The sequence below is a fragment of the Streptomyces sp. NPDC020983 genome, assembly GCF_044333485.1.
Classification (GTDB): Bacteria; Actinomycetota; Actinomycetes; order Streptomycetales; family Streptomycetaceae; genus Actinacidiphila.
Genome location: NZ_JBIRRA010000008.1, coordinates 1 through 15924, shown reverse-complemented (window position 1 = coordinate 15924; position 15924 = coordinate 1). Strand labels below are relative to the sequence as shown.

Below are 15924 nucleotides of genomic sequence, written 5' to 3'. Positions count from 1 at the left end.
TCCGGTCTGCCCGGGGTGACCACGAAACGCTAACAGCGGCACCGCAAGGCCCTGCGGGGCAGTTGTGAGGCTTTCGAAAAGATCCCCCGCGCAATTCCGGCGAAGTCACCGTCAACCGCGCTCACGCGCATAGCGCAGCAGCACCACCCCGTTCCCGAACGTGCGGCTCTCGGCCAGCCGCAGCCGCGTACGGCCGGCGGCCGGCGGGAAGAGCCGCTTGCCGGAGCCCAGGAGCACCGGGTGGACGTAGACGGCGTATTCGTCGATCAGGTCGTGCGCGGCGAAGGAGGCGGCCAGACCGGCGCCCCCCACCGCGAGATCACCGCCCGCCCGCGCCTTGAGCGCCTCGACCTCGGCGGGCACCACCTCGCGCACCACCGACGCATTCCACGCGGCGCTCTCCAGCGTTCGGGAATACACGATCTTGGGCATCTCCCGCCAGATCCGGGCGAATTCCCGGACCGGCGCGGGGGCCTGCGGGTCCTCGTCGGCGGTGGGCCAGTATTCGGCCATGAGTTCGTACGTGACGCGCCCGTCGAGAAATGCGGCCATGTCACGCAGCTGATCATTGAAGTGGGCGTGCAGCTCGTCATCGACGAGATGCCAGTCGATCTCCCGCTCCGGTCCCTCCATGAAACCGTCGAGGGAAACCGACATCGCGCACACGATTTTCCCCATCGCGCCCGCACTCTCCTTCCCGCCTTCGCCTCCGGGTACGAGCCCGCCGTTCCGTCCGGGTGTTCGTACTTCCGGTATCCGGATACTCCTGTCCCGGATTGTGCCGTGCGGGTCCGACAATGCGCCGCCACCAGCGCATTCGCCGCGCACGATAGGCTCGCAGGCAATCGGAGGGCATGCCGCCGGAAGGCGGCAGGGGAGGACGGCGCGGTGGACACGGCAGGCGGGACGGCGCGGATCCAGGACGACACGGTGGGCGGCTACCTGGAGCGGCTCGCCGCCCGCGTACCGGCCCCCGGCGGCGGCGCGGCCGCGGCGCTGCACGCCGCGCAGGGCGCCGCGCTGCTGGCCATGGTCGCCCGCTACTCGACCGGCGAGAAGTACGCCGCCCATGCCGGGGCGATCGCGCGGATCACCGCCGAGAGCGACGAACTGCGTGCCACCGCCCTCGAACTGGCCGCTGCCGACGCGGCCGCCTTCACGGCCGTCACGGACGCCTACGCGCTGCCGCGCGGCGACGACGCGCAGAAGGCCGCGCGGTCGGCGGCCATCGCGCGCGCCCTCGTGGGCGCGGCCGAGCCGCCGGGGGCGGTCGTCGCCGTCGCCCGCCGGCTCGTCGCCCTCGCCGAGGAACTGCTCCCGATCGGCAACCGCAACGTCGTCACCGACGTCGCCGCCGCCGCGGAGGCCGCGCGCGCCGCCGCGACGACCGCCCGCGTCAACGTCGAGGTCAACCTCGGCGGTGTCAGGGACCCCGACACCCGGGCCGCCCTGGCCGCGACCGTCACCGACGTCGACGCCCTCGCGGCCCGCGCCGCGGCGGTCACGGAGTCCGTCCGCGCGTCACTGGCCTGACCCCCCTCGCGCGGCGGGTCGCGGACGACGCGCACCCCTCCCGCCCGCCGCCCGTGGGGCCCCGCAGGCGCGTCGGCCCGCCCCCGCCCCCGGCACAACCGTCAGACGAACGACCACCGGCACCCACACCGCACCGGCAGCTCGGCCACGCCCCACCGCAGACCCCACCCCCGGCCACGGCACAACCGTCAGACGAACGGCCACCGGCACCCACACCGCACCGCACCGCACCCGCAGCACGGACACGCCCCGCCGCCGAACCGCCTGCCCAGCGCGGGCCCGCCCCCGCCCCCGGCACAAACCGCCAGACGAACGACCACCGGCACCCACACCGCACCTGCAGCACGGCCACGCCCCACCGCCGAGCCGCGTGCCCGGCGCGGGCCCGGGTGGCGGCCGCCGCGGCGCAGGCGTCCGGAGCGCCTACGCTGGCGCTGCGCGCGAACCCCTGCTCCCCCCCGTACCGAGGAGTCGTCAGCCATGAGCGACAGCACCGCATCCCTCACCGGCGCCGAGTGCGCGGCCGGCCTGCGCGCGGAGGCGCAGGAGATCGCCGAGCGGCTGGTGGGCGGCGGCGGAGCCGCGCCGCGGCTGGTGGTCGTCGTGGCGACGCAGGACGAGAGCACCGCGTGGTACGTCCGCTCCATCACACGCGCGGCCGCGAAGATCGGCATCGTCTGCGACACCGTCACCCTGCCGCCGGACGCCGAACCGGACGCCATCCGCGCCCAGCTGGCGGCGCTGAGCGGCGACGCCGGGGTGCACGGGATCATCCTCCAGACGCCGCTGCCGCCCGGCGCGTCCGCCGCGGACCTGGCCGGGGCCATCGCGCCGGCCAAGGACGTGGACGGCGCCAACCCGCTGAGTCTGGGCCGCCTCGCCGCGGGGCTGCCCGCCTTCGCGCCGGCCACCGCCGAGGCCGTCGTACGGCTGCTGGACGCGCACGGGCTCGCGCTGGCGGGGCGCACGGTCGCGGTCGTCGGCCGCTCCACCGTCGTCGGCAAGCCGCTCGCGCACCTGCTGCTGGACCGCGACGCGACCGTGACCGTCTGCCACTCCAGGACCGCCGACCTGGCCGCCGTGACGCGCGGCGCGGACATCGTGGTGGCCGCGGCCGGACGCGCCGGGCTCATCACCGCCGAGCACCTGGCGCCGGGCGCGGTCGTGGTCGACGTCGGCACCAACCCGACCGAGGACGGCGGCCTGACGGGCGACGTGGACGCGCAGTCCGTGCGGGGCGTCGCCGCGGCGCTCTCCCCCGTGCCCGGAGGGGTCGGCCCGGTCACCACCGCGCTGCTGCTGCGGCACACCGCACTGGCCGCGCAGACGGCGCAGCAGGTCACCGCCCGGCCGTGACATCTGTCATGGCCGGGCCCGGACGGACGGCTCTGCCGCCGGCCCCCCGCCGGCGGCGATGCTCGTGCCATGACGATCACCGAGGCACTTCCCGCGGCGCACACCGCTCCTGACGTCCTGCCGGCCGCCACCGCCGCCGCGCCGGCCGCCGGGCAGTACCGCGCCCCCGCGGACTTCCGGCCGGTCCCCGTGTGGTTCTTCGCCTTCGAAGGCCTCATGGGCGGGGCCTTCGACGTCCTCAAGGCGCACCCGGACGGGTGGATGGTCCTCGCCGGGTGCGCCGCCGTGAACCTGGTGCTGGCCGCCACCGTGCTGCGCGGCCGGCTGAAGATGGCCAAGGCCATGCTCAAGGGCAGGCGCACCCGCAAGATCGCGGCGGGGCTGATCGCGCTGCGGCTCGGCGTGCACGCCGTGCTAGGCGCGATCGGGATGCAGGCCACCTCCGGCTGGGCGCACCTGGCCTTCGCCGCGGGGATGTGCGCCGCCACGGTGGGGCTCCTGGCCTTCGACCAGCGCGTGATGCTGCGGGCCCTGTGCGCCGAGCAGGCCGCGGCTGCCGGCCGGTGATCGCCGGGGCCGCACCCCGGCCAGCCGGGAGCGCCGCATAAACTCCCCGGGGGACGCACGCACCACCCGTACGAACCCACACTCGTCCCCTTACGGAAAAGGCGGCAGCATGAGCACCCGTACCGCAGTGGTCACCGGCGCGAGCAGCGGGATCGGTGCCGCGACGGCCCGCAGGCTGGCGGAGGCCGGCTTCCACGTGGTGCTCACCGCACGCCGCACCGACCGCCTCGGCGCGCTCGCCAAGGAGCTGGAGGCCGCGGGCCACAGCGCCTCCGTGCACGCCCTGGACGTGACGGACCGGGCCGCCGTCGACGCCTTCGCGGCGGATCTGGCGGAGCTGCCGCCCGTGCACGTCCTGGTCAACAACGCGGGCGGCGCGCTCGGCACGGATCCCGTCGCGACCGCCGACCCCGCCGACTGGCGCGCGATGTACGAGGTCAACGTCCTGGGCGTGCTGAACGTCACGCAGGCCCTCCTGCCCGCCCTCGACGCCTCCGGCGACGGCACGGTCGTGGTGCTCTCCTCGACCGCGGGCCTGGCGACGTACGAGGGCGGCGGCGGCTACGTGGCCGCCAAGCACGGCGCGCACGTGATCGCCGAGACGCTGCGGCTGGAACTGAACGGCCGCCCGGTCCGCGTCATCGAGATCGCGCCCGGCATGGTCAGGACCGAGGAGTTCGCCCTCACCCGCTTCCGCGGCGACACCGCCCGCGCCGAGGCCGTCTACGCGGGCGTCGCGGAGCCGCTGACCGCCGACGACGTCGCCGACACCATCTGCTGGGCCGTCACCCGTCCCTCCCACGTCAACGTGGACCTGCTGGTGCTGCGCCCGCGCGCGCAGGCGTCCAACTACAAGGTCCACCGGGAGCAGTAGGCGCCCTTCGCCTCCGGAGGACCCGGCGCACACCACGCCGGGCCGGCGCGTGCACGACGGTGCACGCGCTCCTGACGTCACGTCAATTCACCGCGGGTTCACCCCTCCCGGCGGTTACCGGTGCACGGATGGCGGGAACCATCTCGGCGCGGCTCTTCGCGCGTAGACCCCGGCGTCGCCCCCCGCACGCCCCGACCCGCGGTCCCGCGCGAAGAACCGGACGTCCCGTCAGTGCCCCACCACCGCCCGGAGGTTCACATGCGCCGCTTCCGCAGTCCGGCCCTTCCGCTGGCCGCCGCCGCCCTCGCCCTGCCCGCCGTCCTCACCGCGGCCACCCCCGCCGCGGCTGCCCCCGCCGACAAGCCGCAGGTGCTCAGCAGCTGGACGCAGACCAGCGCCGCCAGCTACAACGCCTGGCTCGCCGCCCGCAACAACCAGGCCGCCTGGTCGGCGTACGGCTTCGACTGGTCGACGGACTACTGCTCCGACTCCCCCGACAACCCGCTCGGCTTCCCCTTCAAACTCTCCTGCGCGCGCCACGACTTCGGCTACCGCAACTACAAGAAGGCGGGCACCTTCGCCGCCAACAAGGCCCGGCTGGACAGCATGCTCTACGCCGACCTCAAGCGGGTCTGCGCCGCCTACTCCGGGGTGACCAAATCCGCGTGCGACTCCACGGCGTGGACGTACTACCACGCGGTGGACGTCTTCGGCAGCGCCGCGCCCGCGGCGAACGCCTCCTGAACCGCCCGGCGGGCCGGGGCCGTTGCGCGGTCCCGGCCCGCCGGTGTGCCGCTCCCGTCAGCTGCGGGCCGTTGCGGTCGTGGAGCCGCACGGCCGTGCCGCTGGCGGCCGGCCACTCCGCCGAGCACGACGGATCCGCGGAGCTGCGGACAGGACGGCGTTCCCGGTCCGATTCGGGCAGGCCGCGGGTCGGCAGCTCCGGCCCCCTGACGGACGCGGGGGCTATCCGGCGGAGACGAGTGTGAAGGACACCTTGTCGTAGGGGTGTCCGTTGACCTGGAGCTGGATGGCGTGGGCGCCGGGGTAGTAGCGGCGTGTGCTGAGGGGACGGAAGGAGTGGCTGCGCCCCAGTTCGGTCGTCTCGCCGGGGGACAGGGCGCGTTTGGCGAGTGTGAAGACCTTGGGGGCCTGTTTGCCGTTGGCCTTTCGATGGTGGACGACGTAGTCGACGGCCAGGGTGACCGGCTTGTCCGAGTTGTTGGTGATGCGGGCGGTGAAGTCGAGTGTGCCGCCCAGGGGGATGCCGGTTCGCTTCAGGAGGGGGCCTTCCACCGTGAGGTCGGTGCGGTCGCCGTGGAAGCCGACGAGTTCCAGCGCGGTGGGGTTGCCCTGTTTGACGAGGGTGCGCATGGCGTGGCGGATCAGCGCGGGGCTGGTCGGTGCGGCGCCGTTCGCCCAGCGGGTGGCCTGGGCGGTGGCGAGATCGGGGTCGAGGCGGGAGATGTCGTTGAGGTGGTTGGCGACCGAGCGGCGCACGGTGGCGGAGGTGTCGGTGTGCAGCCGGTCCAGCAGGGGGAGGGTGGCGGCGGGGTTGCGGGTCAGCTCGGGGACCTGGCGGGCCCAGGGCAGTTTGGGGCGGGTGCCCTCGCTGGCCAGCCGACGCACCGCGGGGTCGGGGGAGGCGGTCCAGGCTGCTGCGGCGGCCAGCGTTCTGGGCAGGTCGGCGTTGAGGAAGGCCCGCAGCGCGAACTCGGCGGTGAGACGGGGCGTGAGCTGGGCGAGGAGGTCGAGTCCGTCGTCGAAGTCTGCATCGGAGGAGGATGCGGTGGCCGCGGAGGCGACGGCCTCGGTGAGCGGCCAGACCATCCAGCCGGTGAGGTCGTCGCTGGTGAGGGCCGCGCGCGTCGCGTGGGCGAGCTGGGCGTAGTGGTGACCGGTGTCGGCCAGGAGGGCCTCGCCGACCGCACGGGCCCGCCGGCTGAGGGAGAGCGGGCCGAGGGTGGCCGCGCTGCCGGCCACGGTGCGCCAGCGGGAGGCGGTGGGGGACGTGCTGCGCAGGACGGCCGTCAGGCCGCGGATGCTGTCGGGGCTGATCAGTTCGTCGGCGGTGGGCACGGATCCTCCGGGGAAGGGCGGGGCGAGCGGGTGCAGCTCGACCCGCCGGGGGTGGCGTTGCGTCAGCTGGTGCGGGCGGGTTCGTCAGCGGTGGTCCCGCCGCTGCGGGGATAGCGGGCCCGCATGGCGGGGCTGGCGGCGGGGCCGGCGGCGAAGACGTAGGCATGGCTGTCGTCGAGGCGGCGGCCCGTTGTGGCGTCGACGACCACGGGTTCGACCTCTTCGCCGCTTGTGGTGTCGATCAGGATCATGCTGCGCTGCTCGGGGGTGAGGCGGGAGTTGCCCCACGCCGCCAAGGTGATGATCACGGGGCGCAGGGAGCGTCCCAGGTCGGTCAGGACGTACTCGTTGCGGACGGGATTGGTCTGGTAGGGACGGCGCTCCAGCAGGCCGTCCGCGACCAGCGTCTTGAGGCGCGCGGTGAGCATGCTGGTGGAGATGCTGAGGTTCTCCTGGAACTGGTCGAAGCGGGTGTACCCGTCGAAGGCGTCATGGAGGAGCAGCAGCGTCCACCATTCGCCGACGTGCTGCACGGTCGTGGACAGCGGGCATTCGAAGTCCTCCGCCCTGATCCGGCTTGCCAAGTTGACCACCTCCGCAGAGTTACTGCTAAAGTCGAAGCTACTGGCTTCTATTTTAGCAGTAACGACGGGTGCGCCCCCTCTTCGGTCCGCACTTGGGAACGGAACACATCATGGCCACCCCCCTCGGCGAAACCGGCGACTCCCTGAAGGGTCGACGCGCCCTGGTCACCGGCGGCACGAAAGGCGTCGGTGCGGCGGTCGCCCGGCGCCAGTCCCAGGCCGGCGCCACCGTGCTGGTCACCGCGCGCAGCCGCCCGGACGGCACAGCCGCCCCGGACATCGTCACCGCGGACCTGGCCGCTCCAACGAGCTCAGCGTCAGCCTCCTCGCCGCCGTCCGCCTGGACCGCGGCCTGCTGCCCGCCATGACCGAAGCCGGGCGTGGCGCCATCGTGCACGTCTCCTCGATCCAGCGCCGCATGCCGCTGTGGGACGGCACCCTCGCCTACGCCGCCGCCAAGGCCGCGCTGACCACGTACAGCAAGGGCCTGGCCAACGAGGTCGCTCCGCTCGGCATCCGGGTCAACTCCGTCAGTCCCGGTTTCGTCCGGACCACCGCCGCCGACGGGCTCGTCGCCCGCATCGCGGAGAACGCCGGCACCACCCACGAAGCGGCACTGAAGCAGCTCATGGACTCCCTCGGCGGAATCCCGCTGGGCCGCCCCGCCCGCCCCGAGGAAGTTGCCGAGCTCGTTGCCTTCCTCGTGTCCGACCGCGCCTCCGCCATCGTCGGCGCCGAGCACGTCATCGACGGCGGCACCGTCCCCACCGTCTGATCCCCGAACCCCCAGGAGTCCTCATGTCCACCGACCAGCCCCAGACCATCGCTCCCGAGGCTCTGCCCGAGGCCGTCACCGGCTTCCTGAAGGCCCACCGCGCCCACGACGCCGCCACGGCACTCAGCTTCCTCCACCCGGACGCCACCGTGACCGACGAGGGCAGGACCCATCAGGGAGCCCCGGCGATCGAAGCCTGGATGACCCGTGCTGCCGGCGAGTACACGTACACGATCGAACTCATCGGCGCGCAGAAGGCCGATGCGGACCACTACGTCGCCACCCACCACCTGGAGGGCGACTTCCCGGGCGGCGTGGTCGACCTGCACTTCCGCTTCAGCCTCGGCGACGGCCTCATCGAGGACCTGCGCATCGAGCCCTGACCCACGCAAAGCGTACCCGGCGACCTCGCGGGGCCGGGCGGCATCCCTGGAGACACCGCGCGGCCCCCTTCTTCGCCGCCGTACCGATGGTCCCCGAGGCCGGCGACGTCCACGCACCTGCCGCCGAGCCCGGTGATCGGCCCGGATGTCACCGCGGCGGCCGCGGGCGCGGTGAGCAGCCCTGCGGTTCCGGCCACGCACGCGGCGCCGGCGGCCGCGCGCACTTCCGGGAGGGAGGGCATGGTGGGGGTCCGCTGCCGAGCCGGTCCGCTCCAGAGGGTGCGCCCAGTTGGGCAGCGCGCCGGCTACCGGGCGGCGGCCCGGGTGCCGGGGCCCGGTGTCCGAAGAGGCAGCCCCTTCGTACCCGATGGTTTGACCCGCTCCGCGCTGCCCGTTCCGGCCCCCGCACGCGACGGTGTCGGCTGGTGCGGTTTTTGGAAGCTGGGCTGGGGGGGTTCGGTGCGCGAGCGTCAGCATGTCGGCGGTAGCGGCGGCGGGAGAGCCGGTGCCGCGGCCGGTGCCCCGGGGGCGCGGCCCGGCCGGTCCGCGCGCCGCGCGCTGCGGCTCGGCGCCCTGGTCGCCGGCCTGCTCCTCGTCGCCGGTGCCGCACCCGGCATGGCGGCGGGACGTCCCCCTTCCGTCGCAGGCCCGCCGGTGAACCCGCAGGTGGTGGACCAGGCGCTGGCGCCCGGCGAGTCCACGCACGTGGCGAAGACGGTCGCCACGCCCACGATCCCCCCGCGGCCGGACGTGGTGCTGCTGATCGACGACACCGGCAGCATGAAGGACAGCATCGCCAACGTCGCCTCGTCCATGAAGACCGTGGCGACGAGCGTCCTGCAGCAGCAGCCCGGCGCGCGCTTCGCCCTCACCGCGTACGGCGACGTCTCGGACGGCGCCAAGGCCTTCACCGTGGAGCACCAGCTCACCTCGGACGTCTCCGACATGGGCGGCTGGTTCGACGACCTCACGGCCGAACGCGGCTACGGCAGCCCCGGCCCCGCCGAGGACTGGATCAACGGGCTCTGGCAGATCGCCGGCGGAGCGGGCGGACGCATCTCCTTCCGGCCCGAGGCGAGCCCGATCGTGGTCCTGATCGGTGACGCCTCCAGCCACGACCCCAGCCTCGGCCACCCGCTCGACGACACCATCGACGCGCTCAGGACCGCGGGAGTCCGCGTGCTCGCCGTCGACATCGACACGGACCTGGGCGACGGCCTCGACGGCAACGGCGACACCCCGAACAACCACGAGGGCACCCACGACCCCGACGAGGCGACCAAGGTCGTCACGGCCACCGGCGGCAAACTGATGAAGGGTGTCAACGAGAACGCCGTCGCCCAGGCCATCGGCGACGGCCTGGTCAACCTGCCCACCACCGTGACGTACGAGACCCTCGGCTGCGACCCCGCCCTCACCGTGAGCCTCGCTCCGGCCAGCCGGACGGTCACCAGCGGCGAGACCGCGTCCTTCGACGAGACGGTCGCGGTCTCCCCCGACGCACCCCAGGGCACCGAACTGACCTGCGCGGTGCAGTTCCTGCTCGACGGCAGGGTGCCGGGCACCTCCGGCCCCGACGTCGTGACCGCGCATCCCGTCCGCAGCGGATTCCGGACGGGCCCCGCGCGTACCGCCCCTCCTCCAGGAGCCGCCTCGCCCGGCACGGACGGGGTGACGGGCACGCCCGCGCCCGTGGCGGGGACGGGCGGCCAGGGCGACGCCACTGCCGGGGCGGGCTCCGTGGCGGGTGCCGGCGCCGGGAACACCCCGTGCGGTCCGGACGGTCCGGACCCCGGCGGCCTGCTCACCGGCCCGGACGGCCTCCTCGCGGACACGGTGGCGGGCCTGCCCGGCGGCGTTGCGGGCTGCGCGGCCGTGACGGGCGGCACGGCCACGGACGCCGGTACGCAGGCCGGCACATCCACGGGTACGTCGACGGGCACCGCGGCCGGGAGCAGCACGGGCACCACCACCGGAACGGCCACGGGCACCACCGCCGGAACGACGACCGGCACCACCACCGGCACCACCGGCGGTACCCGTGCCCCGCTGCCGCAGCCCGCGAACGACTACCAGGAGATCATCGGCATCGCCGTCCGCGACGTCACCGCGCCCGTGGTGACCGTCGACAGCCGGTCCGTCGAGGCACAGGGCTCGAAAGGCGCGCACATCAGCTACACCGCGACCGCCGTGGACGGCGTCGACGGCCCGCTCCCCGTCGCCTGCACGCCCGTGTCCGGCTCGCTCTTCCCGCTCGGCGCCACCACCGTCACCTGCACGGCGACGGACAGCGCGGGCAACACCGGCACCGCGGAGGCGACGTTCACGGTGCTCCCGAAGCCGATCCCGAACCAGGCCGATCTCGCCGTCCACATCGGTGTGGGGCCCGCCCCGACGTACACCGGCGCCTCTACGCTCGCGCAGGTCACGATCACCAACGCGGGCCCGCGTGCCGCGACCGGCGTGGTCGTGTCGTCGGCGTGGCCCGCGACGGCCGCGGGCACGAGCAGCGTGGGCGCGCTGACGGCGTGCACGAGCGCGGAGCCGTGCACGATCCCGCCCGGCGGCCGGGTCACCGTGCTCCAGCAGGCCGTCTACCACGTGCCGCTGACCGGCACCGTGCGCGTCGGCGTGCACGGCTCGCCCACCGACCCGCGGACGTCCGACAACACCGCGACCGCCCCCCTCCGCGTCCTCCAGCCGAAGCTGGCGCTCAGCCCGGCGGTGGTCCGGCCCGGCGACGTGGTCGTGGTGCGCGGTACGGACTTCCCGCCCGGCTCCGCCGTCCCGCTGTCGTGGAGCCGCGGGCTCACCGCGCGGACCGACGCCGCGCTCGTGGCACCGGACGGCACCTTCACGGCGCAGGTCGTCGTCCTGGCCCGCGACCTGCTGGGGGTGCGCGAACTGCGGGCCGCGCCCGCCGGATACGACCCCCCGGCGGCGGTACCGGTGCTGGTCGTGCAGCAGACCGTGCAGCCGCCGGACTTCGCGGCACGCAGCTGAGCCCCGACTGAGCCCGTACTGAGCCCGCACCGGCCGGAAGGAGGCAGGCACACATGATCCACGAGGTCGACGAGGCCCTGCGCGCCCTCCTCCGGGCCGAACCGCTCGCGGGCGGGCAGGTCGCCGTCGTCTTCGACGCCCCCACCCGCGACTGGGCGGCCAAGGTCAACGCCCCCACCGTGAACCTCTACCTCTACGACATCCGCGAGGACATGCGGCGCCGCGAGCGCGGGCTGCTCAACGAGTACGACGAGCACGGCACCGTCACGGGCCGCCGCCGCCCCCCGCGCTACTTCAAGCTCTCGTACCTCATCACCGCCTGGACGCGCCGGCCGGAGGACGAACACCGCCTGCTGTCCTCGCTGTTGCTGTGCCTGCTGCGCTACGAAGCGCTGTCGCCCGAGCTGTTCAGCGGCACGCTGGCCGGACTCGGCCTCTCCGTGCCGATGAGCGTCGCCCTGCCGCCGCCGGAGGACCGGTCGTTCGCCGACGTGTGGAGCGCGCTCGGCGGGGAGTTGAAGCCGTCGCTGGACCTGGTGATCAGCGTGCCCGTGACGGAGTCGCCGGTGTACGCCGCCGGTCCGCCGGTGGGCGAGGACGGGCTGCAGCTCGGCTTCTCCGAGGGCGTGCCGCCGCCCGGCGCCCCGCCGGAGCGCGCGCCCTCCCGGACGCCGTCCGGGGCCGAACTCCCCGTCTACGGCCTCAGGCCGGACGTACCCGCACCGCCGCCGCGCGAGCCGCACGAACCCCGCCGGTCGGGCATCTCGTCCCGCGTGGCGGAGGACCGGTGAGCGCGGGGCCCGGGGAACCGTACGCGGCCGCGGAGGGGCCGTACGGCACCGGTACCGGCTCCGCCGACCTGAGCCTGCGGCACCTGCTCGCACGGGCCGCGCTCGTCGAGGAGCGCGTCCGGCGGGCGGTGGACGCGCGGCAGGCGGTCGACCCGCAGCCGGACGACGCCTTCCGCGGGCTCTACCTCAGCGACGAGACGGTTCGGCGGCTCCTGGACGAGGGCCGCTCCCTCGCCGGTCCCGACCAGACCGACGCCGAACGCTTCGCCGCGGCCGAGGCGCTGGCGGACGCCGCGGAGCGCACCGCGGCCGGCGGCGCTCCGGACGGCCCCCCTTACCCCGCAGGCCCGGTGGGTGCGCCCGGCACAGGACCCTCCCCCGGGCCCCTGCCCGGCGGCAGCACCGCCCCCGCCCGCGGCGCCTCGCGGCTGCGGCACCTCGCCCGCACCTTCGGGCTCACCCCGCTCGACGTCGAGATCCTGCTCATCGCCCTCGTGCCCGACCTCGACGACCGCTTCGAGCAGTTCTACGGCTACCTCAACGACCATGTCGCGCGCTGCCGCCCGACCACCGGACTCGCGCTCGGTCTGTGCGGGCGGGCCGCCGCCGATCCGCACGCACGGGCCCGGCTCGCACCGCAGGCACCGCTGCGGGCCGGCGGGCTGCTCGTGGTCGAGGAAGCCGAACGCCCCTTCCTCAGCAGGTCGTTGCGCGTGCCCGACCGCGTCACCGGCCACCTGCTGGGCGACGACACCCCCGACCCGCGGCTCGCCGACCTGCTCACGTCCTGGCACGACGTCCCCGGTGTCGGCGATCCGGACGTCCTCGCCGCCGCCCTGTCCCACGGCGTCCGCCTCGCCCACCTCCGCGAGGAGCAGGGCGGCGCGGGCACCGCCCTGGCCGCGGCGGCACTGCTGCGCTCGGGCCACCGCGTCCTCGGCGTCGACCTGCTGCGCCTGGCCCAGGACCCGCACCCCGCGGAGGCCGTACGCGTCCTGGCCCGCGAGGCGCGGCTCACCGGCGCGGGCCTGGTGTGCGCGCCCCTCGAAGCCCTCACCCCCGAACGCACGGAGGCCCTGCGGCTGCTGGCCGACACCGCGCCGCTCACCGTCCTCGTCGGGCGCACACCCTGGGACGCCGCCTGGTCCGCCCGCCCCCCGCTGCTGCTGCACGCCCCGCGGGTCGACCCGGCGACCCGCGCGGCGCTGTGGGCCCGCACGTACGAGGCGCCGGTGCCGGACGGCCTCGACGTGCGGCGCACCCTCGCGCCCTTCCTCCTCACGCCGGACCAGATCACCCGGGCCGCCCGCAGCACCGCGCAGGCCGCGCTGCTCTCGGACGCCCCGCTGGACGCCGACCACGTACGGGCCGGTGCGCGCGCCCAGAACGCCGCGGGCCTGGACCGGCTGGCCCGGCGCGTCGAGCCCGCGGTGGGCTGGGACGACCTCGTGCTCCCCGCCGACCCGCTCGCCCAGCTCCACGAGCTCGCCGCCCGCGCCCGGCACCGCGACCTCGTCCTCGGCACATGGGGCATGCGCCCGGGCGGCGGGCGCGGCCGCGGCGTGACCGCCCTCTTCGCGGGCGACTCCGGCACGGGCAAGACGATGTCCGCCGAGGTCGTCGCGAAGGACCTCGGGCTCGACCTCTACACGGTCGACCTGGCCACCGTCATCGACAAGTACATCGGCGAGACCGAGAAGAACCTCGAACGCATCTTCAGCGAGGCCGCCGGCGTCAACGGCGTCCTGCTCTTCGACGAGGCCGACGCGATCTTCGGCAAGCGCTCGGAGGTCAAGGACGCGCACGACCGCTACGCCAACGTCGAGAGCGCGTATCTGCTCCAGCGCATGGAGACCTTCGACGGCCTGGCCGTCCTCGCCACCAACCTCCGCGCCAACCTCGACGACGCCTTCACCCGCCGCCTCGACCTCGTCGTCGACTTCCCGCTCCCCGACCCGGAGCAGCGCCGCCTCCTCTGGCGCCGCGCCCTCCGCCCCGTCCTCCCCGCCCCGTCCACCCTCGACCTCGACTTCTGCGCGGAGTCCTTCGAACTGGCCGGCGGCAACATCCGCTCCATCGCCGTGACCGCGGCCTACCTCGCGGCGGAGGCCGGCACGGAGCTGACGATGCCGATGCTCATCCACGCGGTGCAGCGCGAATACCAGAAGCTCGGCCGCCTGACCCTGCCCTCCGAATTCGGCGAATACGCCCACCTGCTCACGGCGTAGCGGAGCGGCCTGCCTACTGCGCCTCGACGACTGCCCCGTCCGCGGTCCGGCAGGCGGTCACGTGCGACAGCATGGAGGCGTACGAGCGGAAAGCGGGATGGACCGACACGTTCGCGGGCTTGCCCTCGGAGATGTTGTCCATCAGATCGGGAGCGGAGAACTCGAGCACCTGGGTGTCGCCGACATCCCTGAGATTCACGGCCAGGAACGAGCGGTTCGACTCCTCCCACTCCCCGACGGGGAAGACGCCTGCCTCCTCGACGAAGAGATGCCGCTGCTCCTCGCCCATCGAGACCAGCCCGATCGAGTACCAGATCTCCTCCAGGTAGTCCGCCCTCGGCGTGTACGAGTCGAAGTCGTCGAAGCGGACCTGCACGTCCGGGGCAGCGGAACACAGGACCTGCCGGATCCCGTGGAGCCAGGGCGGCAGGCGCACGCCCTCCTTCTGCTCGGCCGCCCTCCCCGCGCGCGCACCGGCGTCCCTGGTGAAACCGAGTCCGGGAAACCGCCGGACGAACGCGAGAAGCAGTTCCTTTTCGGCGCCGTCGAGAGGGGAATCGCGGACCCAGCCCTCCGCCTCTCCGGAACTACCTGTGGCCTCCGCCGCGAAGTTGCTCAACTCACTCTCCTTGCGAGGGACTCGAAGCGCTCCATGATCTTGGCAAGATTGCCTCTTTGGTACTCCGCCGTTATCCGCGTCCCGCCGTTCTTCTTGTTGAAGAGGTCGGGGTGCATCCCAGGAGTCATGCCCCCGCCGTCCCAGACCCATTCCTTCGCCACCTTCAGCGCCCCGGCGACCGCACCGGAGGGAGTGGTCGAAGCGGTGAATGCGTCCCGCAGGGCGTTGTGGAAATCCGCCTGGCCGACGGTCTGCTCCTCCTTCTTCCAGTAGACCGCCCCCGAGTGTCCTTGGAGTACCGTGTAGTCCTTCTCCGGGGAACCGTTGACCGAGTCCTTTTCCACCTTGCGCGACTTCCCCGGCGCGAACACGACCCGGAACGTCTCGTTACGCAGCTCGTGCTGGAGGTCGATCCAGGCCTCGCCGTCGGCGGCGGCCTGCCGGGCGCGCTTCATCACCTCAAGGATGAAGTTGCTGGGGATCCACTCGTGATGGGCGTTCATGGCCGCACGGAAGCGGTCCTTGACCAGGTCGACGACCAGTTGGGTCGCATTCCACGCCTCTTCGAAGAAGGCGAAGTCGACCTTGACCTCGGCGCCCTTGAACTTGACGGTCTTGGGTTCGCCGCTCGCCACGCCGTGGAGGAAGGATATGATGCCGCCTCGGGGGATCGCCGACCTCATGATGTCCCGGTAATCCTCCCCGGAATACACCACGGACGTTTCCAGAACCGATTCCTCGGGGCTGGCCGTGGCCAGTACGGAATACCGTCGCCCACCCCCCTCGACGGGCTTCAGCCGCAGGGACTTCAGGCCCTCGGGCCGCAATTGCGTGAACACCTGGTGCACGGTCGACTCGAGCGCCTCGACGGAGGCTACCGGAGATGAGGTGCGGCCGACAAGCAACTCATGGGCCTTGCGCTTTACATCCCTACTCTTCGGATTATCTTTCTTATCATCTTCCGCATCCTTCTTACTTCCGGGCTTGTTCTTCCCGCCGAACGTCGACTTGAGCTTCGCCCAGATCTTCTTGCCCGCCTTGATGATGAAGCCGACGATCTTGTCGATGACGCGGTTGACGGGTTTGGCGACGGCGTGGAAGACGGATTTGACCTTGGCGGCGAGGTTGCCGA

Annotated in this window: 14 protein-coding genes and 1 pseudogene; 10 read left to right on the top strand and 5 right to left on the bottom strand. The window is 73.5% G+C overall.

Annotated elements, in window-relative coordinates:
• Positions 1-111: 111 nt before the first annotated feature.
• Positions 112-678: a dihydrofolate reductase family protein gene (locus ACH4SE_RS19060; RefSeq protein WP_398544579.1), complete on the bottom strand. Its 567-nt coding sequence runs from the start codon at positions 676-678 to the stop codon at positions 112-114.
• 210 nt (positions 679-888) lie between these two features.
• Between ACH4SE_RS19060 and ACH4SE_RS19055 the strand changes: the two genes are divergently transcribed.
• From ACH4SE_RS19055 to ACH4SE_RS19035, 5 genes are all read left to right on the top strand, one after another.
• The gene (locus ACH4SE_RS19055) at positions 889-1533 is read left to right on the top strand and encodes a cyclodeaminase/cyclohydrolase family protein (RefSeq protein ID WP_398544578.1); all 645 of its coding nucleotides are present in this window, start codon (positions 889-891) and stop codon (positions 1531-1533) included.
• Positions 1534-2013: 480 nt separating this feature from the next.
• Positions 2014-2889: a bifunctional 5,10-methylenetetrahydrofolate dehydrogenase/5,10-methenyltetrahydrofolate cyclohydrolase gene (locus tag ACH4SE_RS19050; RefSeq protein ID WP_398544577.1), complete on the top strand. Its 876-nt coding sequence runs from the start codon at positions 2014-2016 to the stop codon at positions 2887-2889.
• A gap of 69 nt (positions 2890-2958) precedes the next feature.
• Complete coding sequence (locus ACH4SE_RS19045; protein ID WP_398544576.1) at positions 2959-3456, top strand: hypothetical protein; 498 nt, start codon at positions 2959-2961, stop codon at positions 3454-3456.
• A 109-nt stretch (positions 3457-3565) separates the two neighbouring features.
• A complete protein-coding gene (locus tag ACH4SE_RS19040; RefSeq protein ID WP_398544575.1) occupies positions 3566-4330 on the top strand; it encodes an SDR family NAD(P)-dependent oxidoreductase in 765 nt (254 codons plus the stop codon).
• A gap of 258 nt (positions 4331-4588) precedes the next feature.
• Complete coding sequence (locus tag ACH4SE_RS19035) at positions 4589-5074, top strand: phospholipase (protein ID WP_398544574.1); 486 nt, start codon at positions 4589-4591, stop codon at positions 5072-5074.
• A 222-nt stretch (positions 5075-5296) separates the two neighbouring features.
• On the opposite strand, the gene ACH4SE_RS19030 is transcribed toward ACH4SE_RS19035, so the two are convergent.
• Together ACH4SE_RS19030 and ACH4SE_RS19025 are read right to left on the bottom strand one after the other, a co-directional pair.
• A complete protein-coding gene (locus tag ACH4SE_RS19030) occupies positions 5297-6409 on the bottom strand; it encodes a DNA alkylation repair protein (protein WP_398544573.1) in 1113 nt (370 codons plus the stop codon).
• Positions 6410-6471: 62 nt separating this feature from the next.
• Complete coding sequence (locus ACH4SE_RS19025) at positions 6472-6993, bottom strand: winged helix-turn-helix transcriptional regulator (protein ID WP_398544572.1); 522 nt, start codon at positions 6991-6993, stop codon at positions 6472-6474.
• A gap of 110 nt (positions 6994-7103) precedes the next feature.
• Here ACH4SE_RS19025 and ACH4SE_RS19020 point away from each other — a divergent pair.
• The 5 genes and pseudogenes from ACH4SE_RS19020 (at position 7104) to ACH4SE_RS19000 (ending at position 14173) form a co-directional block, all read left to right on the top strand.
• Positions 7104-7768, top strand: a pseudogene (locus ACH4SE_RS19020) (oxidoreductase).
• A gap of 23 nt (positions 7769-7791) precedes the next feature.
• Positions 7792-8151, top strand: coding sequence for a nuclear transport factor 2 family protein (locus ACH4SE_RS19015; RefSeq protein ID WP_398544571.1), 360 nt, complete (start codon positions 7792-7794; stop codon positions 8149-8151).
• Between the two features lie 459 nt (positions 8152-8610).
• Positions 8611-11154, top strand: a complete 2544-nt coding sequence (locus ACH4SE_RS19010) for an HYR domain-containing protein (protein WP_398544570.1) — start codon at positions 8611-8613, stop codon at positions 11152-11154.
• A gap of 53 nt (positions 11155-11207) precedes the next feature.
• Complete coding sequence (locus ACH4SE_RS19005) at positions 11208-11945, top strand: DUF4255 domain-containing protein (RefSeq protein WP_398544569.1); 738 nt, start codon at positions 11208-11210, stop codon at positions 11943-11945.
• Entirely contained in the window at positions 11942-14173 is a 2232-nt protein-coding gene (locus ACH4SE_RS19000) for an AAA family ATPase (RefSeq protein ID WP_398544568.1), read from the top strand. Before ACH4SE_RS19005 ends, ACH4SE_RS19000 begins: the two co-directional genes overlap by 4 nt.
• A 13-nt stretch (positions 14174-14186) precedes the next feature.
• Here ACH4SE_RS19000 and ACH4SE_RS18995 read toward each other — a convergent pair whose 3' ends face one another.
• Positions 14187-14792: a hypothetical protein gene (locus tag ACH4SE_RS18995; protein ID WP_398544567.1), complete on the bottom strand. Its 606-nt coding sequence runs from the start codon at positions 14790-14792 to the stop codon at positions 14187-14189.
• The coding region (locus ACH4SE_RS18990) for a hypothetical protein (protein WP_398544566.1) at positions 14789-15924 on the bottom strand (1136 nt) is incomplete at its 5' end. The genes ACH4SE_RS18990 and ACH4SE_RS18995, both read right to left, overlap by 4 nt.

What these genes read in the sequence shown, in the direction of transcription:
- ACH4SE_RS19060 (WP_398544579.1), bottom strand. Translation starts at nt 678, where the DNA reads ATGGGGAAAATCGTGTGCGCGATGTCGGTTTCCCTCGACGGTTTCATG.
- ACH4SE_RS19050 (WP_398544577.1), top strand. Translation starts at nt 2,014, where the DNA reads ATGAGCGACAGCACCGCATCCCTCACCGGCGCCGAGTGCGCGGCCGGC.
- ACH4SE_RS19045 (WP_398544576.1), top strand. Translation starts at nt 2,959, where the DNA reads ATGACGATCACCGAGGCACTTCCCGCGGCGCACACCGCTCCTGACGTC.
- ACH4SE_RS19040 (WP_398544575.1), top strand. Translation starts at nt 3,566, where the DNA reads ATGAGCACCCGTACCGCAGTGGTCACCGGCGCGAGCAGCGGGATCGGT.
- ACH4SE_RS19035 (WP_398544574.1), top strand. Translation starts at nt 4,589, where the DNA reads ATGCGCCGCTTCCGCAGTCCGGCCCTTCCGCTGGCCGCCGCCGCCCTC.
- ACH4SE_RS19015 (WP_398544571.1), top strand. Translation starts at nt 7,792, where the DNA reads ATGTCCACCGACCAGCCCCAGACCATCGCTCCCGAGGCTCTGCCCGAG.
- ACH4SE_RS19005 (WP_398544569.1), top strand. Translation starts at nt 11,208, where the DNA reads ATGATCCACGAGGTCGACGAGGCCCTGCGCGCCCTCCTCCGGGCCGAA.